General features: G+C 60.3%; 23 protein-coding genes and 1 other RNA gene. 13 read left to right on the top strand and 11 right to left on the bottom strand.

Features of this window, described 5'->3' with window-relative positions; translation table 11 throughout:
• Positions 1–24 precede the first annotated feature (24 nt).
• Positions 25–2,469: an ATP-dependent helicase HrpB gene (gene hrpB / locus QMG56_RS08430; protein ID WP_281822112.1), complete on the top strand. Its 2,445-nt coding sequence runs from the start codon at positions 25–27 to the stop codon at positions 2,467–2,469.
• Positions 2,470–2,525: 56 nt separating this feature from the next.
• Entirely contained in the window at positions 2,526–2,804 is a 279-nt protein-coding gene (locus QMG56_RS08425) for an ETC complex I subunit (protein ID WP_230186921.1), read from the top strand.
• Positions 2,805–2,813: 9 nt separating this feature from the next.
• Here the strand turns inward: QMG56_RS08425 and QMG56_RS08420 are convergent, their stop codons facing one another.
• From QMG56_RS08420 to QMG56_RS08405, 4 genes are read right to left on the bottom strand one after another with little or no spacing between them, the layout of a single operon-like run.
• Positions 2,814–3,365 (bottom strand): NUDIX hydrolase, encoded by a 552-nt coding sequence (locus tag QMG56_RS08420; protein ID WP_281822110.1) that lies wholly within the window; start codon positions 3,363–3,365, stop codon positions 2,814–2,816.
• Positions 3,362–4,045: a TPM domain-containing protein gene (locus tag QMG56_RS08415; protein ID WP_281822109.1), complete on the bottom strand. Its 684-nt coding sequence runs from the start codon at positions 4,043–4,045 to the stop codon at positions 3,362–3,364. The genes QMG56_RS08420 and QMG56_RS08415 overlap by 4 nt, the downstream gene beginning before the upstream one ends.
• Positions 4,045–4,845, bottom strand: a complete 801-nt coding sequence (locus QMG56_RS08410; RefSeq protein ID WP_281822108.1) for a YgcG family protein — start codon at positions 4,843–4,845, stop codon at positions 4,045–4,047. Before QMG56_RS08410 ends, QMG56_RS08415 begins: the two co-directional genes overlap by 1 nt.
• Before the next feature lie 10 nt (positions 4,846–4,855).
• Positions 4,856–5,419 (bottom strand): LemA family protein, encoded by a 564-nt coding sequence (locus QMG56_RS08405; RefSeq protein WP_230187257.1) that lies wholly within the window; start codon positions 5,417–5,419, stop codon positions 4,856–4,858.
• A 172-nt stretch (positions 5,420–5,591) separates the two neighbouring features.
• Here QMG56_RS08405 and mscL point away from each other — a divergent pair, with 172 nt between their 5' ends.
• The 4 genes from mscL to QMG56_RS08385 all read left to right on the top strand — a co-directional run bounded on the left by mscL (position 5,592) and on the right by QMG56_RS08385 (position 7,625).
• Positions 5,592–6,047: a large conductance mechanosensitive channel protein MscL gene (gene mscL / locus QMG56_RS08400; protein ID WP_281822107.1), complete on the top strand. Its 456-nt coding sequence runs from the start codon at positions 5,592–5,594 to the stop codon at positions 6,045–6,047.
• A 149-nt stretch (positions 6,048–6,196) separates the two neighbouring features.
• A complete protein-coding gene (locus QMG56_RS08395; RefSeq protein WP_230186926.1) occupies positions 6,197–6,466 on the top strand; it encodes a hypothetical protein in 270 nt (89 codons plus the stop codon).
• A gap of 105 nt (positions 6,467–6,571) precedes the next feature.
• Positions 6,572–6,922, top strand: a transfer-messenger RNA (tmRNA) gene (gene ssrA / locus QMG56_RS08390).
• 316 nt (positions 6,923–7,238) lie between these two features.
• Positions 7,239–7,625: a tetratricopeptide repeat protein gene (locus QMG56_RS08385; protein ID WP_230186927.1), complete on the top strand. Its 387-nt coding sequence runs from the start codon at positions 7,239–7,241 to the stop codon at positions 7,623–7,625.
• Between the two features lie 80 nt (positions 7,626–7,705).
• Here the strand turns inward: QMG56_RS08385 and QMG56_RS08380 are convergent, their stop codons facing one another.
• The 3 genes from QMG56_RS08380 to QMG56_RS08370 are packed head-to-tail and all read right to left on the bottom strand — an operon-like array spanning position 7,706 to position 11,060.
• A complete protein-coding gene (locus tag QMG56_RS08380; RefSeq protein WP_281822105.1) occupies positions 7,706–8,533 on the bottom strand; it encodes a class I mannose-6-phosphate isomerase in 828 nt (275 codons plus the stop codon).
• A complete protein-coding gene (locus QMG56_RS08375; RefSeq protein ID WP_281822104.1) occupies positions 8,530–10,194 on the bottom strand; it encodes an amidohydrolase in 1,665 nt (554 codons plus the stop codon). The genes QMG56_RS08380 and QMG56_RS08375 overlap by 4 nt, the downstream gene beginning before the upstream one ends.
• Positions 10,191–11,060, bottom strand: coding sequence for an NAD(P)-dependent oxidoreductase (locus QMG56_RS08370; protein ID WP_230186930.1), 870 nt, complete (start codon positions 11,058–11,060; stop codon positions 10,191–10,193). Before QMG56_RS08370 ends, QMG56_RS08375 begins: the two co-directional genes overlap by 4 nt.
• A gap of 107 nt (positions 11,061–11,167) precedes the next feature.
• Here QMG56_RS08370 and QMG56_RS08365 point away from each other — a divergent pair, with 107 nt between their 5' ends.
• On the top strand, positions 11,168–12,415 hold the full coding sequence (locus QMG56_RS08365) for a threonine ammonia-lyase (RefSeq protein ID WP_281822103.1): 1,248 nt from the start codon (positions 11,168–11,170) through the stop codon (positions 12,413–12,415).
• A 43-nt stretch (positions 12,416–12,458) separates the two neighbouring features.
• Here QMG56_RS08365 and QMG56_RS08360 read toward each other — a convergent pair whose 3' ends face one another.
• Positions 12,459–12,614, bottom strand: a complete 156-nt coding sequence (locus tag QMG56_RS08360; RefSeq protein ID WP_230186932.1) for a hypothetical protein — start codon at positions 12,612–12,614, stop codon at positions 12,459–12,461.
• Positions 12,615–13,599: 985 nt separating this feature from the next.
• On the opposite strand from QMG56_RS08360, the gene QMG56_RS08355 reads away from it, so the two are divergent.
• The 5 genes from QMG56_RS08355 (at position 13,600) to QMG56_RS08335 (ending at position 18,941) form a co-directional block, all read left to right on the top strand.
• Positions 13,600–14,079 carry a polysaccharide biosynthesis/export family protein gene (locus tag QMG56_RS08355; RefSeq protein ID WP_281822102.1) on the top strand — a complete coding sequence of 160 codons (480 nt, stop codon included), beginning with the start codon at positions 13,600–13,602 and terminating at the stop codon, positions 14,077–14,079.
• 83 nt (positions 14,080–14,162) lie between these two features.
• Complete coding sequence (locus QMG56_RS08350; protein WP_281822101.1) at positions 14,163–14,636, top strand: hypothetical protein; 474 nt, start codon at positions 14,163–14,165, stop codon at positions 14,634–14,636.
• A complete protein-coding gene (locus tag QMG56_RS08345; protein ID WP_281822100.1) occupies positions 14,626–15,984 on the top strand; it encodes an outer membrane beta-barrel protein in 1,359 nt (452 codons plus the stop codon). Before QMG56_RS08350 ends, QMG56_RS08345 begins: the two co-directional genes overlap by 11 nt.
• A 62-nt stretch (positions 15,985–16,046) precedes the next feature.
• On the top strand, positions 16,047–18,176 hold the full coding sequence (locus QMG56_RS08340) for a Wzz/FepE/Etk N-terminal domain-containing protein (protein ID WP_281822099.1): 2,130 nt from the start codon (positions 16,047–16,049) through the stop codon (positions 18,174–18,176).
• A 54-nt stretch (positions 18,177–18,230) separates the two neighbouring features.
• Positions 18,231–18,941: a hypothetical protein gene (locus QMG56_RS08335; protein WP_281822098.1), complete on the top strand. Its 711-nt coding sequence runs from the start codon at positions 18,231–18,233 to the stop codon at positions 18,939–18,941.
• On the opposite strand, the gene QMG56_RS08330 is transcribed toward QMG56_RS08335, so the two are convergent.
• From QMG56_RS08330 to QMG56_RS08320, 3 genes are all read right to left on the bottom strand, one after another.
• Positions 18,938–20,287, bottom strand: coding sequence for an O-antigen ligase (locus QMG56_RS08330; RefSeq protein WP_281822097.1), 1,350 nt, complete (start codon positions 20,285–20,287; stop codon positions 18,938–18,940). The two genes, QMG56_RS08335 and QMG56_RS08330, sit on opposite strands and share 4 nt — an antisense overlap.
• 3 nt (positions 20,288–20,290) lie before the next feature.
• Positions 20,291–22,630 (bottom strand): hypothetical protein, encoded by a 2,340-nt coding sequence (locus QMG56_RS08325; RefSeq protein ID WP_281822096.1) that lies wholly within the window; start codon positions 22,628–22,630, stop codon positions 20,291–20,293.
• Positions 22,631–22,732: 102 nt separating this feature from the next.
• Positions 22,733–25,231, bottom strand: a complete 2,499-nt coding sequence (locus tag QMG56_RS08320; RefSeq protein WP_281822095.1) for a zinc-dependent metalloprotease — start codon at positions 25,229–25,231, stop codon at positions 22,733–22,735.
• A gap of 147 nt (positions 25,232–25,378) precedes the next feature.
• On the opposite strand from QMG56_RS08320, the gene QMG56_RS08315 reads away from it, so the two are divergent.
• Positions 25,379–26,905, top strand: a complete 1,527-nt coding sequence (locus QMG56_RS08315) for a phospholipase D-like domain-containing protein (protein ID WP_281822094.1) — start codon at positions 25,379–25,381, stop codon at positions 26,903–26,905.
• The last annotated feature ends 28 nt before the right edge of the window (positions 26,906–26,933 follow it).

The raw sequence follows: 26,933 nt of genomic DNA, 5'->3' as shown, positions 1-26,933 counted from the left end.
GGTGTCACCAGTACGGCTTTTGGGGTGATACTTCCGATCCAAGTCGTCCTACCGGACCTTCTCGCTACCTTGCGCAACGGCAGCAACGCCGTGCTGGTCGCCCCTCCCGGCGCAGGCAAAACGACAGCAGTCGCCCCTGCATTGCTCACTGAACCGTGGTGCACTGGCCAAATCCTGCTCCTCTCCCCCCGCCGTTTGGCAGCCCGCGCCGCAGCGGAGCGTATCGCCGACATGCTGGGCGAGGCACCCGGCGGCATCGTCGGCTATGCGACGCGTATGGACAGCCGCCAGTCGGCCCGCACCCGCCTGCTTGTCCTGACAGAAGGCATCTTCCGCAACCGTATACAGGACGACCCGGAGCTTTCCGGTGTCTCCGCCGTGCTGTTCGACGAAGTGCATGAGCGCAGTCTGGACAGCGATTTCGGCCTCGCCCTCGCACTGGATGCGCAAGAGGCATTGCGGCCCGATCTACGGTTGGTGGCGATGTCCGCCACACTGGATGGCGCGCGTTTCGCAGCGCTGATGGACGGTTGCGCGGTGATCGAGAGCGAAGGGCGGATATTCCCGCTCGACCTGCGCCACATCGGCCGCGCCACCGAAAAACGGATCGAGGACGAAATGGCGGCGGCGGTGAAACGTGCACTGACCGAAGAGGCGCAGGGTGACATCCTCGCTTTCCTGCCCGGCGTCATGGAAATCGAACGCACGGCAGAGCGGTTGGCCGGATTGTCGGACGCCATCCGCGTGCATCGCCTGCACGGATCGCTCGAACCCGCGCAGCAGCGCGCGGCGCTCAAACCGGCCGGGGCAGGGGAGCGCAAGGTCATCCTCGCCACCAGCATCGCGGAGACCAGTCTGACCATCGACGGCGTCCGCATCGTCATCGATAGCGGCCTCGCGCGCCGCCCACGCTATGACCGGGCGGCAGGCGTCACGCGGCTCGTAACCGAAAAGGCCAGTCAGGCCTCAGCCACCCAGCGCGCAGGTCGTGCCGCTCGCCAGACACCGGGCGTCGCGTATCGGCTTTGGGAAGGGGCAGCGACGGCTGGTATGCCGCCCTTCGATCCGCCCGAGATACTCGAAAGCGACTTGTCCGCCTTGCTCCTCGACTGCGCACTGTGGGGCGTGAGCGATCCCGCGACGATGCGTTGGATCGACACGCCACCCGCCGCGGCGCTGTCCGAAGCGCGCATACGCTTGCAGGCGCTCGATGCCCTCGATGCCGATGGGCGGATCACCCCGCATGGGCGCCGGATCGCCACGCTGCCCCTCGCGCCGCGCATTGCCCATATGCTCGTCCGCGCAGCGGAACGCGACCTTGCCCAGACCGCGGCGGAGATCGCGCTGCTGCTGGGGGAGCGCGGGCTGGGTGGTACGGATACGGACGTCGCGCATCGACTTATGCGGTGGCGTCGCGAAGGTGGACCGCGCGCAGAGGCAGGTCGCAAACTGGTCAAACGATGGATTGGCTTAGTCGGTGGCAAGCCGGGTCGCAGTGATGGCGATGCCGTCGGCTTATGCCTCGCGCTGGCCTTCCCCGACCGCGTGGCAAAGCGTCGATCCGCTGACGGCGCGCAATGGGCAAGCGTGGGCGGACGCGGTTTCAAGCTCGATCCGCTCAACCCGCTGGCACGCGAGGCATGGCTGGCAATTGGCGAAGTGCAGGGCAACGCCGCCGGTGCCCGCATCCTCTCCGCCGCACCGATAACCGAAGCCGACGTTCTGGCGCTGTTCGGCGACCGCGTGGCGGAGCATCGCACTGTGCGCTTTAAGCCGGAGACGGGCGGCATCGAAGCCTTGCGTGAACGCAGACTGGGCGCGCTGAGGCTGACATCGGGATCGGATGACAAGCCCGATCCGCAGGCGGTCGCCACCGCTTTGTTGGACGGAGTCCGTGCTGGAGGTGTCGACTTATTGCCATGGTCGGAGGCTGCACAGTCGCTGCGGATGCGCGCGGCCTTTGCCGGCGTGGACGCGCTCTCGGATGCGGCATTGCTGGAAATGCTCGACGACTGGCTCCCGCCGCTTCTGATCGGCCGCCGCCGTCTGTCCGATATTGACCGCTCGGGACTTTCCGAAACGCTGGAGAACATCGTCGGCTGGGACGGCAAGCAGCGGATCGAGCGCCTTGCTCCACCCGATTTCGTCTCGCCCGCAGGCAGCCGCCACGCCATCGATTACATGGCGGAGGGTGGCCCGCGCGTCGAATTGCGCGTGCAGGCGTTGTTCGGACTAGCGGCGCACCCCTGCGTTGGCGACATGCAGGTGCCGCTGGTACTCAGCCTTACATCGCCCCCCGGACGCCCCATTCAGACGACCCGCGATCTGCCGGGGTTCTGGGCGGGAAGCTGGTCTGCGGTGGCCAAGGAAATGCGCGGTCGCTATCCGCGCCACCCCTGGCCCGACGATCCTGCCGCCGCAGCCGCCACGCTCCGCACGAAACGCGCCGACGCACGCGGGAAATCTTGACGGAGCGGCGCTTTTCGGGGCAAGGCCAAACCGCACATCGACTCCCGGAGACCATCGTGACGGCACGTATTTATCAGACGCCCAAAAATGCGATGCAATCGGGCAAGGCGAAGACCGGCATCTGGGTGCTGGAATTCAAGCCCACCGAACCCAAGCTGCCCGATCCGCTGACGGGCTGGGCCGGCTCGGGTTACACCGAGGAACAGGTGATCCTGAAGTTCCCTTCGCAGGACGCGGCAAAGGCCTATGCCGAACGCGAAGGCATCGACTACACCGTCGTCATCACGCCGCCTAAGACGCTTAAGCTTCAGGCTTATGCGGATAACTTCCGCTAAGTTTTACTTTTACGTGTCGGCTTTTAGAAAGCTGCCACCGAGCAACAACAGCATCTTGACGTCGATGGCGTAACCCTGCGCCCGTAAATCTTCGACATAGTGCGGCAGGTCATCGAGTGGAACGCGATGGACGATAATGTCCTCGCCTTCCACGCCGCCGCCTTCGCTCACCTTGGTCAGCCCGCCTGCACGGAACAGCGTGAAGCTTTCTGACACCATGCCCGGGGAGCTGAAAAACTCCCCCAGCTTCGTCATGGTTTCGGCGCGATAGCCTGTCTCTTCCTCCAGCTCACGGCTGGCGGCGACGGCATTGTCTTCGTCGGGCGCATCACCATCGCCTACAAGGCCAGCGGGCAATTCGATGCACCGCCGCGCCAAAGGCACGCGATATTGATCCACCAGCAGGATTTGCCCGTCATCGATGGCCACGATCACCGCCGCATGGATGCCGCGCGCCCTGCCGACATATTCCCACTTGCCGCGGCGTTTGGCCGTGATGAAGCGGCCTTGCCACATGATCTCTTCGGGCTGCTGCATGTCGTCGGGAATGGGCAGGGTCATAGTTCGATCAGTCGGTCCGGTAATTCATTGCGGTCGTCCGCGCTGCGCGGGAAGTGCTGGGCCAGTACGACGCCGACTTGTTCGACGGCCAGCGCCATGCCCTTGCCCGGATGGCCTGCGCGCACCTCGGCGATCAGTGCTGCCATCGCATCGCCCCATACTTCGGGCGCGACCTTGTCGTTGATTGCGGCGTCGGCCACGATTTCGGCGCGATGTTCATCTAGCGAGAGGTAGATCAGCACGCCCGTCTTGGCCCGCGTGCGCGCTTCGACGGCGGCACGGAACAGGGTGATCGCGCGCCGCCTTACCCGTCGCGCCTTGGTGGACTTTGGCGTCAGCATCATCCGCAACGGCATGATCGCCAGCAGGTAACGAACAGCCAGAAACTTGACGATCAGCAGGCAGAGCATAGCCGTCAGGAATTTCCAGTCTTCCAGTTCATGCTCCCAACTGCCCAGCAGCGTCAGCACGACATGCTCGAACCACTTGGGGAAGGCAGCGACCAAAGACAGCGCCAACAACATTGCCGCCACCGCCCAATGCAGCCCCGCATCGTGATAGCTATCGGATCGGCGCGCGACGATCGTCACGATCTCGCCATCGCTGCTCGCCTCCGCCCGCGCGACCGCGCTTGTTACAAGGTCATGGTCGGCTTCTGAAAGGCGTTTGAACTGTACCATTACCAGTCCCCCGATGCGCCGCCGCCGCCGAAGCTGCCGCCGCCGCCTGAAAAACCACCGCCACCGCCAAATCCGCCGCCACCGCCCCAGCCGGAGCCGCCGCCATCGCCCCAGCTCGATCCGCCGACGCCCGGTCCCCAGATTACGATGGGCATGCCGCTGCGACGATGACGCTTGCCTCCGCGCCGTCCGAATATCGCAGGCAGCACGAAGAACAGCAGAATGACGATCCAGAAAATCACCATGAAACCGCCGCCGCTGTTGCGGCTGCTCTTCTGTCCCTGCTCAGCAGCAACGGCCTGCGCCCGCGCTTCCTCGGGCGGCAATGTCAGGAGGGTCGCGATTGCACTCGCGCCTGCCTCTATCCCGCCGGGATAGTCGTTCGCTTTGAAGTACGGCACTACGTTCTCGCGAATGATGCGCGAAGAAAGGGCATCGGTCAGAATGCCTTCCAGACCGTAGCCAACTTCGATCCGCACCTTCCGTTCATTGGGCGCGACGATCAGCAATGCGCCGGTATTCTTGTCCTTTTCGCCGATGCCCCAGTTGCGGCCGAGCTGGTATCCATAATCGGCAATGTCATAATCCTGCAGGCTGGGGATCGTGACGACCACCAGTTGCCTTCCGCTCTGCTGTTCCAGCGCAGCGAGCTTGTCGGTCAGCGCCTTCTCACGGGCCGGATCGAGCAGATTGGCCGCATCGACCACGCGACCCGTCAGCTTTGGAAACTCCTGCGCCCATGCGCTCGGGGCGAGTGCTATCAGCACCCAGAGCAGGCAAAGGCGCAGGACTGTTTTCATGGTTGGGATATCAGTTGCCGAAATCGACCTTGGGCGCTTCTTCGGCTCCCGGCGTCGTCGCCTGATACGGAGTCATTGGCTTTGCTCCGTGGATCAGCTTGGCGCCGATGGCGTCAGGGAACGTGCGGATGCGCGTGTTATAGGCCCGCACCGCTTCGTTATAATCGCGCGTCGCGACGGCAATGCGGTTTTCCGTCCCTTCAAGCTGCGATTGCAGTTCGAGGAAGTTGGCGTTGGTCTTCAGGTCGGGATAGGCTTCGACATTGGCAAGCAAGCGACCCAGACCCTGCGAAAGCTGACCCTGCGCCTGCTGGAACTGGGCAACTTTGGCCGGGTCGGACAGATCGTCGGCGCTCACCTGAACCGATGTCGCCTTGGCGCGGGCTTCGGTTACGCGGACGAGTGTATCCTGCTCTTGCTTGCCCGCCGCCTTCACGGTCGCGACCAGATTGCCGATCAGGTTCGACCGGCGCTGATACTGGGTCTGAACGTCGGCCCACTTCGCCTTGGCAACTTCTTCTGCCGCCGGCACACTGTTGATGCCGCAGGACGCCAGCGTCAGCGCGGCAACCATCGTGAACAGGGCAGGGGCCAAACGGCGTATCGTCTTAGGCAACATCGAAACTCTCCCCAAGGAACAGGTTAGCGCACAAGTAAGGGGTCCGACGGTCCTCCGCAACTGGACAACATGTTTATCCTTCTGCATCGTTACAACGCAGTTGAACTGGACGACATGGGGATGAGAGATGACGATAGTTTCTGAATTCAAGGCTTTCGTGGCGCGAGGCAATGTGCTGGATCTGGCGATCGGCGTGATCATCGGCGGCGCCTTTGCCACGATAACCAAGTCCGTGACGGACGATCTCATCATGCCTGTGGTTGGCTGGCTGTTCGGGGGTGTCGATTTTTCGAGCTACTTCATCCGGCTCGGTGCGATACCCGAAGGCTTCAAAGGGTCGCCCGAGAGCTATGCCGACTTGAAAACCGCAGGAGTCGCGATGCTCGGATGGGGAGCGTTCCTTACGGTCGTCGTCAATTTCCTGATCCTGGCGTTCATCATTTTTCTGCTGATGAAGGGCGTGAACAGGCTTTTGGTCGCTGAAAAGCCAGCCGAAGCGGCACCCGCTCCCACGCCGGAAGACATCGTTCTCCTGCGTGAAATTCGCGATTCCCTCCAGAAAGGCGGCACCAAGCCCCTGTAAAAAAGTGCGGGTGTAAAGTTTCGGATGCGACGAGCGGTGGAACCTTCGCGGTGGAAACCGGTTGAAGCGACTTGGATGATTGCCGCACATTCCGCGCGATTGCCCAAATGTGCATATCTGCCCCTGGGGGCCCAACAGGAGAATGATCCGTGAAAACCTTTGTCAAAGTGCTCGGCCTTGTCAGCCTTGTCAGCCTTGCCGCTTGCGATTCCAAGCAGGAAAACAAAGTTGAAAATGCTTACGAAAACCAGGCCGATGCTCTGGAGAACCAGGCTGACGCGGTAAGGGACAGCACGGAAAACATGGCTGACAACGCTGAAGTCGCTGGTGAAAACAAGGCCGATGCGCTTGAAGAAAAGGCCGATGCGACCCGCGAAGCAGGCGAAGCCGCTGGCGATGCGGTCGAAAACAAGATGTAATCTTGGATGTTCGACCTATGTCGAACATGAATGGGGAGCCGCACCGCAAGGTTCGGCTCCCTTTTTCATGCGTCCGGGCAGTTCTCGACGTCGATCCGCGGTTAGTCACTTTTAATTCAGGCAATAGCGCCTATATGCAAATTGTCGGGTTCGCCCGACTATGGCGATAAATTGTGCCGTGTAATAGACGCAGCGGACGCGGGGGCAGTACCCGCCGGCTCCACCAGATGCCCCATAGCCTTTCAGGCCATGGGTTGCCTGACGGGGCCGAACCAGGATCGACGTGTGTTAAAAGACGGTATTTTTGCCCGGCCCGAGTAAGCCGTGAAACTGTTCAACAACCATAAGTGCCAACGATAACGAAGCACTCGCTCTCGCAGCATAATTAAGGCCTCACGGCTGAGATTATTCTAAAAGAACGCGGTCGAACCCACCGGGCAACAGAAGGGTCACAGCGGCTTCCGGGAGAGCCGGGCAACAGAATCTCCCGGACCCTTCCCCCCTCTCTCAAATCTTGAGCTGCGTGTCAGTCCGCGTCGATATATGGCGTGCGCCCTCTTTTTGGCGCGAATCATCTTTTCTTTTGGGCGATAGATGTTTGTTGCAGTTTGATGACAAAATCTGTCATAATAGCGCGGTCGCCAAAGGGTCTTCGTAGGCCATTGATTACAAACGAATAAATCTTATAGCCGCATCGTCCATCTATATTGCTGTAACGTCATAAAAGTGAAATACTCATCGTTATAGTAAGAAGTTTTTTTCGGAGGATGTGATGATCAAGCGGTCTGTCATGATATTGGGCGCGGCGCTTCTGGCGGCGGGCGTTTCGACATCCGCTGTGGCGGCGCCACAGGCAGAAATAGGTTATACGCCCGGTGCGCTTGGCGTGGCAGCGCTGATGCAAGGCGATTATGACGCAGCTGCGTCACGCCTCACCAGCTTGGACGGCGCCACAGTCGGCGATCCCGCTCGCCTTATCAATCTTGGGAATGCCTATGCCGGTATGGGGCGCATTACCGATGCGGACGCTGCGTACCGTTCGGCCATCAAAGCGATGCCGGTCGACCTGATGCTGGCCGATGGCTCGATCAAGTCTTCTCGCGCCATCGCACGAGAAGCCATGAGCCGACTGCCGCGCACGACATACGCTTCGCGATAAGCGTGCGTTCGCATAGGTTTCTTATAGGGCGGCGGCGCTAATCTGTGCCCGCCGCCCGATTTGTTCCATGCAATTGGGCGTTACTGGAAGGCGACGAAGCCTGCGGTGTCCTGCGCTACGGACAGGTTCACAGCACTATCGATCAACCAGCACTCGTTGGCCGACCAATTCTTGCCATCGATCGTTCCCGATCCCGTGATCGGGACGAACCAGCAGGGCAGGCTGTCTGGCAGCACGGGGCTGTCCCCTGCTTTCCATGCGATCATATCCATGGTGAACGGGGCATCCGTTCCATCCACCACCCGCGTTTCCGTACCAAGGGGTAAAACACGGTCACCGACGGGAAAAGGCTTCGCCTTGCTGACAGTAACGCCGTCGTCCAGATGCAATTCACGCGGCCGACCATAATCGAACAGGCGATAGGTGACATCGTTGTTCTGCTGAATTTCGACGAGTGTTATGCCAGCGCCGATGGCATGAACGGTCCCGGCAGGAATATAGAAGAAGCTGCCTGGCTGAACAGCTTTCCAGTCCATCAACGCTTCGATCGATCCGTCCAGCGCGGCGGCGCGCAATGCATCGGCATCCAAAGGCTGCGTCGTGCCGATGCCCAGTCGCGCATCGGGTTCCGCATCCAGCACATACCAGCATTCGGACTTCCCGCCCGCAAGGCCGCGCTCGGCGGCTTCGCTGTCATTGGGATGCACCTGAATCGACAGCTTCTCGCTGGTGAAGATATATTTGACCAGCAACGGCGGATGACGGCCCTCCGGTCCATCGAACCAGATTTCCCCGATCTTCTGGCCATCGGGATTGGGAAAGATGGCAGGCAGATCGTAGCGGCCCCAAGGTTTTTCCACGGTCTTTTGCGTCAACCGGATGGCACCCGTCTTCTGCACAGTCGTCATTTCTCAATGCTTCCCTTAACATATACGCGCTTGCCGCCGACCCATGTTTCCAGCACCTGCGTGTCACGAATATCGGCGGGACGTGACAGTGTAATGTCGCGGTCGATCAGTACAAAATCGGCCTGCTGACCCGGCGCCAAGGTGCCAAACCGCTTTTCGGCAAAACCGGCATAGGCTGCGCCTTGCGTGAAGGCCATCAGAGCTTCCTCCAACTTGACCCGTTCCTGCGGCAGCCATCCGCCGAACGGTTCCCCCTTGGCATCTTCGCGCGTCATCGCAACCGCAATGCCGGGGAAGGGATTGGGCGATTCCACCGGCACATCGGACCCGAACGCCAGCGGCACTTTGTTGTTTAACATCGTGCGCCAGGCATATGCGCCCTTCAGCCTCGCCTCGCCCATACGGGTCGTCGCCATCCGCCAATCTGAGGATTCATGGACCGGCTGCATCGATGCAATCGTACCATGCGCAGCAAAGCGGGGCAGGTCGACAGGATCGACAATTTGCGCATGTTCGACGCGCCAGCGACGGTCGCCCTTATAGGTGTCCGACAGCTCGTCAATTGCATCGAGAACTTCGGCATTGGCCTGATCGCCGATGGCGTGGACGGCAATCTGGAAATTATCCATCGCGGCGCGGCTCATCTGATTGCGCAACTGCGTCGATCCCGTCAGCGGCAAACCGCGCTGTCCCGCTGCGTCGCTATAATCCGCCTTCAGCCACGCCCCGCGCGATCCCAGCGCTCCGTCCAGATACAGTTTGACCCCGCCCATGCGCAGTCGGTCGCCATACAGCCACGGCGTCGGTCCCGGCCCAGCGATGGCGATCATCTGGTCGATACCCGATGCATAGGACATGATCCGGACGCGCAATGTGTCGCGATCCCCCGCACGGCGGAACGTCTGCCAGTCGTCCATGGTCGTGCCCATGTCGGCAATGGCCGTTATGCCGACCGACAGCAGCTTTTCCTGTGCCTTGGCAAAGGCCAGATCCCGGTCTTTCGGCGCGGGCGGCGGCACTACCCGCTCCACGAGGCTCTTGGCAGCATCGACGAAAACGCCTGACGGCTTGCCAGCCGCCATTTCGATGCGGCCCCCCGGAGGTGCCTTGGTCGCAGCAGTAATACCCGCAGCCTTCAGCGCAGCGCTATTGGCCCAGCCCGCATGACCATCCACCCGTTCCAGCCACACCGGAATGTCGGCCACGGCAGCGTCGAGTTCCGCCGCAGTCGGAAAGCGGCCCAGACCCCAAAGCTCCTGATTCCAGCCCGTTCCCAAAATCCATTTCCGGCCGGCATTTTCGCGTGCATAGGCCTGTATCTTCGCCTGCGCCTCCGCGAGCGATCGGGTGTCCGACAAGTCGAGTGTCAGCAGCGCCATGCCCAGCCCCATGACATGCCCGTGACCGTCGATCATGCCGGGGATCATCGTCCGGCCCTTGCCATCCAACTTGAACGTCGGTCGCTCGGGCCGCTTGTCCCTGCTCTGCAGGAGCTTCTCGACCTTGCCATCGTCGCCGACGATCATTCCGTCGAACGAAATCAGCTTGCCCTTGTCATCCAACGCAACGCCATTCACGTTATCGACGAGGGAAGATGCAAAGGCCGGAAGTGATAGGGATGCTCCGAGCAGTGCGACCGTAAACCCGATCCGACCCTTCATACGCGCGTGATCCGACGCACCAGTGCGCTGGTATCCTGCCGCCCGCCGCCCATCGCCTGAATGTCGGCAAAAAATTGGTCGACCTGCGCCGTCATCGGCAAGGTTGCGCCATTGGATCGCGCTTCCTCCAGCGTCAGCCCCAGATCCTTGCGCATCCAGTCGACTGCAAAGCCGAAATCGAAACTGTCTTGCGCCATAGTCTTCCAGCGATTTTCCATTTGCCAGCTTTGCGCAGCACCGCCTGAAATCGCCTCGAACACCTTGTCGAGATCGAGATCGGCTGCCTGCGCGAAACGAAGCGCTTCCGATAGGCCTTCCAGAACGCCTGCAATGCAGATTTGGTTCACCATCTTCGTCGTCTGTCCAGCGCCCGCGACGCCGACATGGACAATGCGCGCGGCATAGCTTTGCATCACGATCCGCGCCGCCTCGACCGCCGGGCCGGTCCCGCCGCACATGATCGACAGCTTGCCATTCTCCGCGCCTGCCTGCCCGCCCGATACTGGCGCATCGACGCAATGGATGGACTTGCTTTCGCCCTCCACGAACAATTGCCGCGCAATCCGCGCCGATACGGTCGTATGGTCGATGAACAGGCTGCCTTTCTTCATCGATCGGAATGCGCCATCGCGACCCAGTGTCACCGCGGCCAGATCGTCGTCATTGCCGACGCAGGTGATGACGACATCGGCGTCTTGCGCAGCCTGCATCGGACTGACCGCTACCGTGCCGCCATAGGCCTCCGCCCACGCCTTCGCCTTGCCAATGGACCGATTGAACACATGGAGCTGATGCCCTGCGCGGGCCAGATGTCCTGCCACAGGGCCGCCCATCACGCCCAGGCCGATAAACGCTATATTTGCCATTGCACCCGCTTTAGAAAAAGGCTGATTGAAGGTTCGGTCCGGCATAAGGGCAGATTTGGGCAAGAGCCAGTTTCTTCTTGAGCGCCGATAGGGTAGGGGCGAGCGCCATGAACACGCTGACCAAGATCGAGGGCGCGCTGCCGCTGCCCGTAACCGTGGACGACATACTGGCCGCGCGCGCCCGCATTTCCGGATCGATCGTGCGAACGCCCACGTTGATCAGCCGCACCTTGTCGAACATGGTCGGCGCGACCGTCTATCTGAAGTTCGAAAATCTGCAGTTCACGGCAGCCTATAAGGAGCGCGGTGCGCTCAATCGTTTGCTGCTGCTGGACGATGCAGCGCGGGCCAAGGGCGTCATCGCCGCATCGGCAGGCAATCATGCGCAGGGGCTGGCGTATCACGGCGCGCGGCTGGGTGTTCCCGTTACCATCGTGATGCCGACGACCACGCCTACCGTGAAGGTTATGCAGACCGAAGGCCATGGCGCGACCGTTGTCCTCTATGGTGAAAAGTTCGACGACGCCTATGCGCACGCCCGCACGCTGGAGCAGGAGCGCGGGCTGACCTTCGTCCATCCTTTCGACGAACCCGACATCATCGCCGGGCAGGGTACGATCGCGCTGGAAATGCTGGAGGATGCGCCGGACATCGATACGTTGGTCATACCCATCGGCGGTGGCGGCTTGTTCTCGGGCATGGGTACGGCGGCACGGGCCATGAAACCCGATATGCGGCTGATCGGCGTTCAGGCCGAACTCTATCCTTCGATGTATAGCCTGATGAACAATGCCGATCTGGCATGCGATGGCGACACACTTGCCGAGGGCATCGCCGTCAAGCAGCCGGGTATGCTTACGCGCCGCTTTGTTGAGCGACTGGCGGACGATATCGTCCTGGTGAGCGAACGCGCGCTTGAGCAAGCCGTCAGCCTGCTGCTGCAAATCGAAAAGACTGTGGTGGAAGGCGCGGGGGCTGCTGGCCTTGCCGCATTGCTATCGCACAAGGATAAGTTTGCCGGGCGAACCGTTGGGCTGGTGTTGTGTGGTGGTAACATTGATACGCGGCTGCTGGCTAACGTATTGCTCCGCGATCTGGCCCGCTCGGGTCGGCTCGCGCGCCTGCGCATCATTTTACAGGATCGGCCCGGCACGCTCTTCGCCGTGGCGCGCATCTTCGATCAAGTGGGCGTGAATATCCTGGAGCTATCGCACCAGCGTATCTTCACCAATCTCCCGGCAAAGGGCTTAAGCCTGGACGTCGAATGTGAAACGCGAGACGCTGCCCATCTCGATCGATTGCTCGCCGCTATTGCGGATGCGGGTTATGAAGTGTCCCCGGTCGAGCTCGCCTGAGATGTAATTGTCGCACCGTGGGAACGGTGCGGCGTTTACAGGATCAGGTGACGATCCACAGCGCCAGTCCGAGAACGCTGATCGCCATCACAAAGACGCCCGATATGCGGGAAACGGTGCTGATCAGGTTTTCTGCACGCGATTCGTTCCACGTCATGTCCCGTGGCGACGTCATATCTTGCATGGTGGAATAATTCATTTTCTGCGCCCTTGAAACAACGTTCACATGAACGCCCCCTGCGCGCATGTCATTTGCATCTCTCTCATTCGAGATTTTTATGTTCTTACCGTTAATATATCTAATGGTTTGAAGGGGTGTTGACAATATATATTTGTTAAACCTTAGAAAAAATCGTTAAATTTTGCAGCGCAGCACATCGCCTTTCCTCGACGAACACATGAATAATTCTAGGATATCGGGTGAAAGCGATAATTAACTATATAATATTCTAAGTAATATTATCTTACATCAAAATTATTGATGATTTTTACGAACTGCATTCTATAAAATCGCCATCATTTTCAAAGTAAATATCAAAAGGGTTACTCTTAAATCGCCGCGATCCCTCCGTTCGGCGCGGAATTAACTCTGTTTGCCGCGCCGAACAATTGCCCCATGCACTAGATACGTTCGTAAAAGAAACTATTTAATCGACATGGCTGCGAGAACTTTTTTGATGGTCGTGCGCAGGTTCGCCATTGCAGCATTAACCATGATTTCTCGTGGACGGGCGCGTGACAGGAGCGGTTCTAGGGGCGGTTCCAGGGGCGGAAATCGCCTGCCAGCGCTTGGGGCATATGTTTCAAGGTCTCAAGACAAGGTGTAAATTTTATTATGTGTAAAAATGCATATTGAGATTCTGGCATCGTAAATTGAAAATCGGGGAAATAAGGGCAAAAGAAAGTGCGATAACGCAAATACAAAAGCGCAATATAGCTATAACACAAAAATCTCATCAATAAATCATGAAACGCTATACAACTTATTCTGCTTTAGCGCGTTAATTGGTTACCGCTCTTGCTGCATCCGCGAAACAGGACTAATCTGGAGCTGTATCTAATCTTTCGATGTTGGGGTTTTGCGCGTGAATTTGAGATTTTTGCTGTGCCTCCTGGCAAGCATCTTCCTGCATGGCTGTGCGACATCGTCGTCGACACCGATGGTTGAAGCAGGCGATCGTTATATGTCGCAATCCGTCGCCGTCGAGGATTACAAGCTTGGCGCAGGCGACAAGGTCCGCATGACGGTTTTCAATGAGCCTACCTTGTCCGGCGAATTCTCGGCCAGCGCCGACGGCGCGCTGTCCCTGCCGTTGCTGGGCGACGTTCAGGCCGTGGGCAAGTCGCCCGTCGAAATCGCCAAGATCGTGCAGACGCGCTTGTCGGATGGCTACATTCGCGAGCCGAAGGTCAGCGTGGAGGTGACGGCTTATCGACCGTTCTTCATCCTTGGTGAAGTCACCGCACCCGGCCAATATCCTTATGCCAGCGGACTGACTGTGCTGAACGCCGTGGCAACAGCGCAGGGGTTCACGCCGCGCGCGAGCCGTAAGGTCGTCTACATACGTCGGTCGGGCTCGACCGCCGAAGAAACCTATCGGCTTACCCCCGATCTCAGCGTCCGTCCCGGCGATACCATTCGGGTCGGGGAACGCTATTTTTAACGGCCTTAGTGCCGCGAAATACATGAGGATGCTGAAAAATGATAAATGTTAACAGGGACAATATTGCTTTGAACGCTCAATCGATGCCGATCGCTTCAGTGCGTTTCAGTCGCCTATTCGCGGCCCCGCTGCTGGCGGTTCTGGCGATGACGACCAGTTCTTTCGCGCTTGTCGCGCCTCAGGAGGCTGAAGTAGCCGCCGCACCGGCCCCGGTGGATCCCGAACAGGTCGGTATGATCGCCGCCGCGCTGCAGGCGGATTTGTCGAAGCTGGCTCCGACGGCGTCAGTCGAAGACATGGAAGCATCAATGATGTTCGTTCTTGGTCAGGGCGAATATTCGCTCGAAACAATGGAAGCGGCGCTCGATGTCGTGGAAGCGGGGCCGAATGTTACCCCTACGCTGAAGAAAGCCATCGCTAACGTGCGTCTTGCCCTGCGTCGCAAGTTCCGTCGCGGTACGGCGGCTATCCCCGGCGGCGCTGGCGATGGCGGCGGCAGCGGATTCTCCGCTCCGGTAATTGCCATCGGTGGCGGAGGCGCGAACTATGGTAACTAGGTTCTCGCGCAGCACGCTGCTGCTTAAGCGTCCGTCCGCCGTTAAGGGCAAATCCGCCAAGCGCTTGCTGTCCGGCCTGTTGTTGGGTTGCATCACGGTGCCGACCATGGCGCACGCGCAGATCGAAGCAAGTCCGCTGGTGCCTGCGTTTCTTCCTGACGGTTTCGACAAGGGGCGCAATGTCAGCGTTACCGAACGCCCCCGCCCGGAATATGATCCGCTCGGTGTTAACCTTGGCGGGTTCAAGCTGTTTCCGAAGGTCGAAACCGGCGTCGGCTATAGCGACAACGTCTATCTGACTAACGGCAACAAAGAAGGGGACGGTTTCGCCGTCTTCAATCCTTCGGCGCGCTTGCGGTCCGAATGGGATCGGCATCAGGTGCAGTTGCAGGCAGCGGGCGCGTTCCGGCGCTTCTTCAACAACTCGGTCCGTAACGAAGACGCGTTCAATCTTGGCGCGTTGGGACGACTGGATGTGGGCAATGCCCTCTCTGTCACCGGCGAAGCGCAATATGCGCAGCAGTTCGAAACACCGATCACGGGCGACGTGGCATCCAACCTGGCCGTGCTCTCGCAATATGAGCGTGATTTCCTGTCGCTTCGCGGGCAATATGGCGTCGGTCAGGGGCGCCTGATTCTCGCGGCGGACCGCAGCCATTTCTCCTTCGATCCCATCAAGCTGCCGAGCGGCACGGTTATCGATCAGGAAAACCGCGATCGGACCTTGCATCGCGTCACGGGACAGGCCGAATATGCGGTGACGCCTAGCGTGTCATTCTACGGTCAGGTCAATTACACCGACACCAATTACGACACGAATTTTCTGCCCGGCATCGCCAATCGCGATTCGGACAGCTATCGTGCGATCGCAGGGACGAACTTCGATCTGTCGGGATTGGTCCGTGGTACGCTGGGCGTCGGCTATGCCAAGCGGAACTTCAACAGCCCGTTGTATAAGGATGTCGACGGCCTGTCGGTCGAGGCCAAGGTCGAATATTTCCCGACGGAACTGACGACGTTGGGCGTCAATGCCCGCCGCGTGATCGAGGATTCGAATATCGGCAATATCAATGCCTATTTCGACAATCGCTTTTCGCTTCGCGTCGATCACGAACTGCTCCGCAATCTGGTTCTCAACGCAATCGGTGAATATGCGCAGCAGGATTTCATCGGCAGTGCGCGCAAGACGACCTTCTATCGGGGATCGGGCGGCGCCCGCTATTTCATCAACCGGTTGCTCGGGCTTCAACTGCAAATGTCGTACATCAAGCGCGACACGACAGGCGAAGATCTGGGCCAGACATTCGACGAGTTCCGCGGGCAACTTACGCTGGTTGTCCAGCGCTGAGGTAATCTCTGAATTACGCCTGCGGGCCGTGTGAAGTTCAATCTCTAAATACGGATTACATCATGGAAATTTCGAAGCAGATGACTGACTATGACGGCCAGTTATCGGACTTGCTGCAGACTGTTCGTGATGTAATCCGGCGGCGCTGGCTGACGCTGGTGCTGGTGGCGGCCGCTGTATTGGCGTTGGGCGTCGTGCTGATGTTCATGATGACGCCGAAATATGAAACGACCGCTCGTATCCGCATCGATCCCGCGCAAAGCGTGGCACAGAACAGCGGGGGCAGCACAGCCCTCAACCCCGAAGCCATCGAAACCGAAGTGGCGGTCCTTAACTCCCTCGACCTTGCACGCGAAGTCGTGAGCCGATTGAAGCTGACGAACGATCCGGAGTTCACTGCCGGTCTGGCCAATCGCCCCGACGCCGCCACACTTGGTCAGACAGACCGGGAGACAGCGGTTGCGCAGGCGTTGCTTGCCAATCTCTCGGTTGAGCGCGACAAGCTGACATATCTTCTCGCAGTGAGCTTCACATCGCGCGATCCTGTAAAATCGGCCCGCATCGCGAACACTTTTGCTGAAACTTATCTCGACACCCGTGTCGGCACCAATGCCGGTGCGGCTGAGAAGCAGTCCGAGCAACTTAAGCGACAGGCCGCAGAGCTCGGTGCGGAAGTGCGCAGTGCTGACGCCGCCGTGGCTGCGTATCGCGCACGCGCTGGATTGACGGTCAGCGGCGATGGTAATGGCAGCGGCGGTACGATCGTCGATCAGCAGGTAGCACCGCTTTCGAACCAGCTCGCCACGGCAGAATCGGAAGCTGCCGCCGCTCGCGCCAGTCTCGCTGCTGCGGAAGGTCAGGTTGCCCGTGGCGGTCTGGACGCCGTTGCCGAAGTGCGCAGCTCCGAAGTGGTCGCAGAACTGCGTCGTCAGCGCGCCTTGGTATTGCGCGCCGTCGGTGAAGTTCAGGCGCGCTATGGCGAAAAGCATCCCGAATATGCGCGCGTCCGCGATCAGCTTTCTTCCATCGATCAGCAAATCAAGGATGAAGCGCTCCGCGTGATCGGTTCGCTCCGCGCCAATGCGACGGCGGCAGATGCACGCGCGGCCAGCTTGCGCGGCTCGATGGGCCGTCTCGAAGTGGAACGTGCGTCCAACACGCAGGCTTCGGTCATGGCCGAAAGCCTGGAACGCGAAGCCGTGGCAAAGCGTGCCGCCTTCGACCGCGCCTCGCAACTTGCGTTGGAAAGCACACAGGCTGCCCAGAATCGCATTTCGCAGGCCGTGATCGTGGATCGCGCGCAGCCGCCTTCGAAGCCCACGTCGCCTAACAAGCCGTTGATCCTTGCACTGGCGCTGGTTGCCGCATTCGCTGCGGGCGCGGGCACCATTGCCGTCCAGGAAATGCTGGTGACGGGCATGCAAACGGTCGAAGAACTGGAAAACCAGCTTGGTATTCCCGTTCTCGCCGCCATTCCCAAGGTGCCCAAGTCGGTCAACCCGGCGGACCTCCTGTTGGAAAAGCCCACGTCGCTCTTTGCCGAATCGCTCCGCATCGCGCGGGCGGGTATTCTGGGCGTGCGCTCCAGCACGCCGCCAAAGGTGATTGCCTTTACCTCCGCACCGCCAAGCGAAGGCAAGACCACGACATCCTTGTCGTTCGCGCGCACCCTTGCTTCCAACAACTCCAGAACGCTTCTGCTGGAATGCGACGTGCGTCGTGCCGCAATGCGCGCGCTGGTTTCGAACCCGCCCACCGGACCGGGCATCGTGGAAATCCTTCACGGCAAGGCTACGGCAGAAGAAGTCATCGTTCCGGGCGATGTTCCGGGCTTGGATCATCTTCTCGTCCGCGCGCCCTATTTCAGTTCGGAAGATCTGTTCGGCGCGGATAACATGAAGAACCTGCTGGATAAGCTGCGTACGCGGTACGATCATATCGTGCTCGATTTGCCGCCGCTGGTTGGCTTGGCCGATGGCCGTTTCCTTTCGGTGCTCGCTGACGTGACCGTGTTGATCGTCCGTTGGAACGATACGCCCGCCGCTGCAGCGGTCTCCGCTTTGGGTTGGCTCAAGTCCGATGGGGCCAACCCTGTCGGGGCTATCTACACTATGGTCGATTCCTCGGCGGAGGCGATTGGCGGCCTTTATTATTCGAAGAAATATTCCGCTTATTATCAGCAGCCGAACTGAGCTTAAGGGTCGTCGGCTTAACCCGACGACCGCTTTGCGCATCCAGAGTTAGCTATGGCGCGCCGATCCAACGATCCCGTCCACCGCGCCCGACATCTGACGGTGATTGCCGTCATTTTTCTGGCGCTGTCGACGCTGCTTTCCCTCGGCCTGTGGATGCGGGAGCATGCGGTTGCAACCGCCGATGCGGGCTTGAAAACGCAGGAACTTGCGCTTGCCCGAGGCGACAGTGTGACGGAACGTTCGTCCATTGCAGTCGATGCGGGGTCTCAGCCCCGATTGCTGCTGAGCGATGCGATCTACCGGGCGCGCGCCATCCAGTCGACGGGAGTTATGGGGCGAGATAATGACCTGGCGTCGCTTTCGCGTCAGGTCGACCTGGCGATCGATGCACGTCCTCATTGGGCGCAGGCTTGGGTTGTAAAGGCCTACATCGAATCCCTACGCCCCCGCTCCAGCCATCTTCAGGCGTCGCTGGCTGCGTTGTCACGATCGTACAGCGATGCTCCGTTTCTGCGCGATGCATCGGGTTGGCGCGTGACATACGGCATGGCCCAGTGGGAGTCGTTGGATGGCTTCGTACGTAACCGCGTGATCGAGGAAGCCGTATGGCTGTCGCGCGTCGATCCGGATGTACGCCGCGCTATCTTCGGAGCGGCGCGCGCGACGCGAGCCTATGAGCCTCTGGTTCTGCGCTGGCGTGAATTGCGGCTCGCCGACGGCAACTATCTCGCCAATGGCAGAAGCAGTCTCGCTTTCCCTTAGTGTTCTACGAACACACCACGACCCCACAACAACCCTGTCAGAAACAGCGCCAGCGTAATTGTCGATGGCACGTCCATTACAATGTCGACCATTGCGCAAAGCACTATCAGCAGGATCGCCAGTGCGACCGACCAGCGCCGGGTCGACCAGGGCGACCCCGCATAGTCGCGCACGATATCGCGCGCCACGCGCCACCCCAGCGCAGTCATCAACAGCAGATAAGGTACACCGCCCACCAGCAGTATCTGCAGCACTAAGCTGTGCGCCGAATTGACGATCCACGCCCCTTCGGCAAAGCGCACGCCCGACATGGCAAACACGTTGATGCTCTGAAATCCACCCAGGCCATAACCGTAGACGGGTGAGGTCATCGCAATATCCCAATACTGGCTCCATAACCCGAGCCGCGCGCCCCATTCATATGATGTGCCGTCGAGCCGCGTCTGAAAAAGCTCGGCCTGCGCAATGACGATCACCAAGATGATGGCGGGCGCGGCATATACCGCCAATCGGGTCCAGTTTATCCTGCCCCGGCTCAGCGTGCGCGCCGTCAGCAACAGGACCAGCGCAGTTGTCAGGATGATCGGCACACGGGATGCCGTGGATGCCAGCGCCACCACCGCGATCAGCCATGCGCCTGCATGGCACAGCATGTTGACGGTCGTCCGTGTATCGGGTTTTTTCCCCGGTTCGCGGCGCATCAGGCTCAACAAGCGGCCTGTCGCCAGCAGCGCGACCATCCCGGCAACCACCGCGGTCACATTCGCATTGCCTATCGTACCCGCAAAGCGCCCCTGCCGCGACAACGACCAATAATCGAGCGCACCCTGTCCGCCAACGCTCCGCACGATCAGGCCGATCAACAGGATGCCGCACATGGCGAACAGCACTGTGTTCATCGCCCAACGCGCGTCGCGACGATTGGCGGCCATCAACGCACCGATCATGAATGCATAGAGCCCGGCCATCCACCCGGCAAATTCCGGCGCAAACATATCCGGTGCGAAGGCAACGGGGCGGTCGGCGAAGGGAACGACCGGAATCCCGACTTGAATGAGGATCAGCCACAAGGCCGCACCGCCGGCCAGCGTCAGGATCGGCGCCACGCCTGTCCAGAACGACAATATAGGGGGGCGCAACAGCAGCATTGCCATCACCATCATCCCATTGATGATGGAGCAGGCCGCAGCCCCCTGTGCGCTGTCGAAACCACGGAATAGCAAGCCGGACGCCAGCCCGATCGGAACGACGATCGGCAACAGGGACCGTGCGAGAGCATAATCGAAAAAGGGCGCTGACGTTTCAGGCGCGACAGCAGCGGACAGGCTAACGCCGTGTGTGTTCATAGTTCAGTCAACAGCGCTGCAGGTGGCGTGGCTTGCCTTGGCTGTGCATGCACCGGGTTCTCCATAAATCCAGCCTGATCCCTTGTAACCGGCATAGACTCTGCCGAACACATCCTTGTCCGCTTCGATCGTTGTCACCTGATCCAGTCGCCCCAGCGGAAAGTCGACCAACCGTTGCCAGTGCGTGGCATTGTCGACGGACCGCCAAAGACCGTATCGACCGTCAACGCGGCCGGAGATGTATATCGCCGGATAGCTTTGCCCGCGCGCAGCCTTGCCGAACGCTATATCGTCTACCCTGTTAATATGCCGTAACACTTGCCAATGGTCTCCCCCGTCGGTCGACCGCCGCAATGCAGTATCGCCGTCACCAGATACGCCGCTGGTGAAGAAAAGTTGCCCTGCCTTGCCCGGAACGGCCCGTAATTTTGCAGAATATTGGCTGGCAGGCGCAATTTCCCCGCGGAACCGCCGCGTCCAGCTTCTTCCACCGTCGCTCGTGCGCCACAATCCGGCCAACGCGGCGTTATCGCCGTCGCCGCTATGCACCAGATAGAATGTGCCAGCCCTTACCCTGTCGGCGGCCAGTGTCTTCCGCTGCGTCCATTTCTGCGCATAGGATCCGGTATGCGGCAGCTTTTCGCCCTTCAACACGACCCGCCGCCAGCTTTTGCCGCGATCCAGTGTGTAGAAGGGCGCCCGGTTATACGCCGGTGCCCATATGATGTTGTCGATGGTGTCGGCGGCCACGGCAATGGTGCCAAAGGACATGCGCCAGGGATCATCGGCTTTTGTACCGGGCGGTTGGGGTAGGGTGGCAAATTTGCTCCAGCTTTTCCCGCCATCCATGCTGTATCCCGCGAGGACCGCATCGCCATCCTCCGCGCAGCAATCGCGCGTGTCCGATGCGTTAGTGACGTAGAAACCTGCTCTGGCTGGAGTCCACGCCACTTGCGGCGCGGCAATGATGACGCGCTCTTTGGGACCGTAAGTCGTCGAATAGGCATTGAGATCGGGTTTCACATGGATGCCGAAATCGAACCCCGCGAACAGCGGTGCCTGCCCCGGTGCCTGAACGATATCGGTGGTGACGATTTCCTCGACCCCGCGCGCTTGCCCCTGCCAGTCGGCCCGTCCGCAACCTTTGCCTAGGTCGGCGAAAAACGGCCCCTGACCTTGCGCCAGCCAAAGCCTCCCGGGTTTCGCCGCATCGAACCGGATCGGGCCTGAGGCGAAGAAATTCTGGTTCGCGACATGCAGCCACGGGACATCGCCTTTTCCGGCGGACACACTGCGCGTCATGGCTTGCCATCGTCGTCCATCGTCGGTCGAGCACCAGCTTTGGCCTGCCTGGCTCATCGCCACGATACGCCCGTCCTGCGGACTGGTCGCAACGCCGACAAAGGGCGCCTTGCCGATGGCGCCCGCCACGTTCAGGTTCGTCCAGCCCCCATCGCTATAACGCCACATCGTCTGCTTTTCAGAATCGGTGGCGATGAAACTGCCATCGTGCGCAAAGCTGCCTTGCGTAATGAATACAGGCCCGGTGGTCTGGCGGTTGGGCAGGGGGCGGAACGTCGCGCCGCCATCGTCCGACACCAACATGCCGTGCCCCGGCGACACTGCCCAGATGCGCGCGCCCTTTGCCTGCGGCTGAAACCAGATCATGACGCCCGGCGATTGCTGCCCCGGTGCAGGGCGCATGTCTGCGGGCTTCGGAACGGACGTAACGACTGCCCATGTCCGCCCGCCATCGTGCGATTGCCACAGACCCTGCGCCGCCGTTCCGAACAGCACATGATCCGGGTCGGTTGGGCTGACGGCCATGAAAGGCCCATGAAAGCGAAATTCGGAATTGGCGTCGAACTGAAATACGGGCGCACCCGCATCCGGCCCCTGCCAGCTTTTGCCACCATCATGCGATCGATAGACCGCACCCCGGATCGCCATGTACAGACGTTGCGGATCGGATGGCGCGACAACAATTTCGTACACGCCTTCGGCCATGCCATCCTGCACGCGCGCGCCCTTTGGCATGGCCTGTGCCGTCACCAGTTGCACCCAGCGATCCTCCGCCGCGTCCCAGCGATACGCCCCATAGACGTCCGTGCGGATCACGCGCATCAGGCTGCGGTCGTCGCTCGACAAGCCGGTGATAAATCCCCCGCCACCGACGGCGACTGGACGCCAGCGATACCGTTCCCCCACTACAGGTGAATCGGCGCCAGGGGAGGCCGCCAACGGTGCGAAGGGCGTGTCGCCCTTCGCTAGTAATGCCGAAAGCGATAGCAACGATGCAACTACTGCTATAGCCGACAGCGGCACCATAACAGCCGCCTTCATCCGGCCCATAGCCCACGCTTAGCCAATCGCCCATGAAAGCACTTCATTCGATAGGCTTAGCACAGATGCAGGGTGCAGAGCCTGTGAATTATCGCGCTTATATCATCCCAATGGCGGCCCCGGTGGCATGGGGAAGCGCGACCGCGGCCCCTTGCCCCAGCCGGGCGACACGGCCTTGGGCGCGTTCTTTTCCGGATCGTCCAGATAGTGCGCGATGTCACGGGCAGACTGGCGGTAGTGCGCGGCGGTCAGCGGATCGCTGTCCTTCCGTCCCTTCAGTGCATCGGCCAGAAGAGCAAGCCGATCAAGGATATAGGCCCGTGCCTCAGGCGCCGTTTCGGTACTGGCCCCCAGCACCATCATGGAATCGAGCGCGACTTTCTGCGTCACGCGACGCAAAGCGCGGGACGAAGCACTGCCGTCCCCCGGCGCATTCCACGTATGCGCCATCACGGCATCGACCATTTCGGGCAAGGTCACGGCATCGGCCTGACGAACGCCAAGCGATACCAGCCGCGCGCCGCGATCCGGCGCGAACAGCGGCTCGATCACGAGCGCCGCCAAAATTCGCGCCGCACGCAATTGGTCGAACATATCGTCGTTGGACAGGTCTTCCAGATTGTCGCCCGGATCGGGCGTCAGTTGTGCCAGCAGCGTTTCCGGCAGGGCCAGATTGTCCGGTTCGATGGATTCCATCAACAGCCGCAGGACATCGCGCTGCTCCTTGCCGGGAATGAACTGCGTTGGGGGAAGCGTTTCGCCCTTCACCACGATGTTCTGGAATTGCCCGCCAATATATTTGACGGCCGATTCTATGGCGTAGCGCTGATGCAGATAGGCCATCCACAACCGGATATTGCGCAACGATCCGATGGCTTCGCCCGGCTGCAACATTTGCGGCCCGTAATTGGCGAGCATGATCTTTCGCGCGGCCATGCTCTCTGTCAGGTTTTCGACCGGGGTCGCGCGGTCGTCATACCATGTCCAGCGGGGGTCGCTGTCCGGCACATAAATTATACCATCCGCACGCATATTGGCGATGATCGCATCGAGCCCTTGCTTCTCCTGCGCGGCTGGCAATGGCGTGTAGGAATAGCGTGTCATGTAGACATCGTACGCACCGATGGCCTTCTGGAAGGATTCCGACAGGTCCAGTTTGCCGTTGGTCACTTTCACGCGCGGCGTGGGATATTCCATCACTGACGCACGATCGTTCAGGCTGGACGCGAAATTATGCCCAAAGCCCAGGGTGTGACCCAGTTCATGCGCCGTCAGCAATGCCTGCCGCAACAGCGCCATGTCACGCTGGCCCTTCGGCATATTAGCCATGCCATCGGGCGTCAACAAATTGGGGTCCGCAATGGTTATCCCGCTGCCGTCCTCTGGCAGCCCGCCGCTATAGGCGTCCCAGTAATTGCCGATGCTGCGGATACGGTGCGTGTCCATATGCGTCTTCGACCCCAGCACTTCGCCGGTGCGCGGATCGCTGTAGTTGCCGCTGCTGGAAAAGCCGCGCTCGTCGCGATTGATCCACAGGACATAGGCGTAGCGGATGTCCATCGGGTCCATGTCCGACGGCGCGTCTTTCGCCTGAATGGCGTTGATGAAACCAGCGGCCTCGAACGCCTTGTTCCACCACAACAATCCTTCCTTCATCGCCTGCCGGGTGTCGGCGGGGATCGCGGGGTCGAAATAATAGACGATGGGTTTGACCGGCTCGCTCATCGCAGCGGACGGGTCTTTTTTCTCCAGCCGCCAGCGCGATATCCAGCGTTCTTCCGGTCCTTCGCTGATCGGTTTGGAGTAGTCGTGGAAGCTGGGGCCGAATATCCCGATCCGCGGATCGGACTCGCGCGGGACGTAACCGGTCGGTGCTTTCAGGAAACTGTGATGGATACGGATCGTGAAACTGCGCGGGTCGGGCGTGACATTGCGCACCAGATTGCCGGGCGCATCGGCGGCAAAGGTTGCCACCGTCTCGATCTCGGTGTTTTCCGGGAACGCTTTCATGCGCGCGGGATAAAAGCTGCTGCGGGCCGCATCGAATTTGAAGCTGCCCTGATTGGCGCGCTTCATCGCCGCTTCGATGTTCGCCGCGTCCCGCATGAACAAGGATGTCGCATCGACGACTACCCGACCCCCGGTGCTGGACTCCACCGGCAATGCCGCAAGCACCGAAGTGGGAAAGGAATCCGCAACGCCCTGTTTATGGGCGTCGTCACCATTGAGCGACCGGTATTTCAGGTTCTGTTCGACGACCAGAACCTTCCCCCCCGCCCGCTGAAAATGGATGACGGCGCTGTCCAGCACTCCCCGATCGAGCGGGAGCTCGACCGAACCGCCGCCCGTCGCCGCGGACACATAATACAGCACATCGGTGTCGAAGGCGGAGATTTCCATCAACACTTTCCCGCGCGCCGCGTCGAAGGTGAAGGGAATGAACCCGTCCACCCGAGCCGCAGGGGCAGTTGCCGCTGCACCGGGCGCAGCCGAAAGGGGGGAGGGGACGGCACTGGAAAACGCCAGCGCAATCAACGCTACGCCACATAATCTGCGTATCCGCGCTCTGTTGCTTCGCTCTGCCGCCATGACCGCTGCCATTTGCCCATCTCCAATTGTTCAGTCGCTCTGGGGAACGGTTGAGTCTATCGCAATCCGCTATCTCTATTTGTCATTCACGGCGATGGGACAATACGGAACGAACGGGCCATCCGGTCGTTACGCAGAAGGTTCGATTTTGGGGGTGCGATGACGCGGGCGAACGACGGACGGGCAGGCGCCTTCGCGACCACGCAATTGCTGACCCCCGGCGACAATTGCTGGCGGATCGAGCCAGCCGACCATTTTTCGCTGATCGTCGATGCTGACGATTATTTCGCCGCCGCGCGTCAGGCTATGCTTGGCGCGAAAAAACGCATCATGCTGATTGGCTGGGATTTCGACGCGCGAATAAACCTTTGTCATCCGGGCGCGACGGACGAAGGACCGACGCAACTGTCGGACTTCATCATCTGGCTGGTGGACCGCAACCCGGACCTGCAAATCTATCTTCTCCGCTGGGACGTGGGCATGGTGAAGGCCGTTTTTCGAGGCAATACGCTGGCGACACTTCTTCGTTGGAAAGCGCACAAACGGATCACCGCGCGGATCGACAGCGTGCATCCTTTCGCCGCGTCGCATCATCAGAAAGTCGTGTCGATCGACGACAGCCTGGCCTTTTGCGGCGGCATCGACATGACCAGCGAACGCTGGGACACGCGCGATCATGCCGACGATAATCCTGACCGCACTTTGCCGGGCAGCAAGACGCCGTACAAACCCTGGCACGACGCCACCAGCCTGTTCGATGGCAAGGCCGCCGCCGCAATCGGCGAACTGACGCGGGATCGCTGGAAGGCAGCTTGCGGGCAGACGCTGAAGCCGCTCGACACCATCACGTCGCAATGGCCGAAGTCGGTTAAGCCGACACTCGAAAAGGTGAATCTGGCCATCGCCCGGAGCTATCCGGAGATGAAAAAGCGCCCCGCTGTCCTAGAGATCGAGCGGCTATACGAGACGCTGATTGCGGAAGCCAAGACGCTCATCTACGCCGAAAGCCAGTATTTCGCCTCGCGCCGCATCGCCATTGCCATTGGCAAGCGGCTGCAGGAGCCCGACGGTCCGGAAATCGTTATCGTCAATCCCCTGACCGCTGACGGTTGGCTGGAACCCATTGCGATGGACACCGCACGCGCCCGGTTGGTGAGTGCGTTGAAACATCTCGATACCCACAATCGCCTGCGCATCTATCACCCCCAAACGGCGAAGGGGAACCCGATCTACGTCCATGCCAAGGTGACGGTGATCGACGACCGCGTGCTGCGTGTCGGCTCCTCGAACTTCAACAATCGCTCGTTGCGGCTGGACACGGAGTGCGACGTCGCGCTTGACGTCGCGGGCAACCCGGAACAGGCACAGACCATCGTCGATATCCGCGACGACCTTATCGCCGAGCATCTGGGCGTCTCGCCGGAAACCGTCGCGAGGGAATATGCGGCATCCGGCTCCATGATCGCGGCGATAGAAAAGCTGCGGGGGGAGGGGCGCAGCCTCATCCCCTATGAAGTGCCCGATCTCAACGATGTCGAAAAATGGCTTGCCGACAACGAAGTGCTCGACCCCGAAGGCCCGGAATCCATCTTCGAAAGTTTCGCCGGGGACAGTCGCACCAAGCGTGGCCTTTTCCGCGGGTGGTATATGGTCCGCAAACTGCGCTTCCGCCGTCACAGGGATTAGCGCCAAGTAATTCGCGACCACCCCTCAC

Source organism: Sphingobium sp. BS19 (genome assembly GCF_027925545.1).
GTDB lineage: Bacteria > Pseudomonadota > Alphaproteobacteria > Sphingomonadales > Sphingomonadaceae > Sphingobium.
Note: the sequence above shows the minus strand (reverse complement) of the source record. Positions and strands in the feature narration are given on the sequence as shown.